We start from the raw sequence: 523 nt of genomic DNA, 5'->3' as shown, positions 1-523 counted from the left end.
ACCACTTTGTGATTCATGACTGGGGTGAAGTCGTAACAAGGTAACCGTAGGGGAACCTGCGGTTGGATCACCTCCTTACCTTAAAGAACCTGCCTTTGTAGTGCTCACACAGATTGTCTGATGAAAAGTGAATAGCAAGACGGCTACGAAGTCGTGACACATCGTGTCCCCTTCGTCTAGCGGTTAGGACTCCGCCCTTTCACGGCGGCAACAGGGGTTCGAATCCCCTAGGGGACGCCACTTGCTGGCTGTGAGTGAAAGGCACAACCAATCAGTATCTCAAAACTGACTTCAGAGTCATGTTTGAGATATTTGCTCTTTAAAAATCTGGATCAAGCTGAAAATTGAAACGACACACAGTCAATGTGTGTTCGAGTCTCTCAAATTTTCGCAACGCTGACGGTGTTTTACGAAACATCTTCGGGTTGTGAGGTTAAGCGACTAAGCGTACACGGTGGATGCCCTGGCAGTCAGAGGCGATGAAGGACGTGCTAATCTGCGAAAAGCGTCGGTAAGGTGATAT

The 523-nt window shown here is 48.4% G+C and carries 1 tRNA gene and 2 rRNA genes; all 3 read left to right on the top strand.

The features are described 5' to 3' along the window. Window positions 1-78: ribosomal RNA gene (locus QQZ17_RS19695) — 16S ribosomal RNA — on the top strand; the annotation flags it as partial. An 87-nt stretch (window positions 79-165) separates the two neighbouring features. Beyond that, window positions 166-240 (top strand) — tRNA-Glu (locus QQZ17_RS19690). A gap of 191 nt (window positions 241-431) precedes the next feature. Then, window positions 432-523 (top strand): 23S ribosomal RNA (locus QQZ17_RS19685); the annotation flags it as partial.

It is taken from the genome of Citrobacter sp. T1.2D-1, from assembly GCF_950098555.1.
Taxonomy (GTDB): domain Bacteria; phylum Pseudomonadota; class Gammaproteobacteria; order Enterobacterales; family Enterobacteriaceae; genus Citrobacter_A; species Citrobacter_A telavivensis.
The sequence above is the reverse complement of the archived record's forward strand: the minus strand, read 5'-3'. Positions and strand labels throughout refer to the sequence as shown.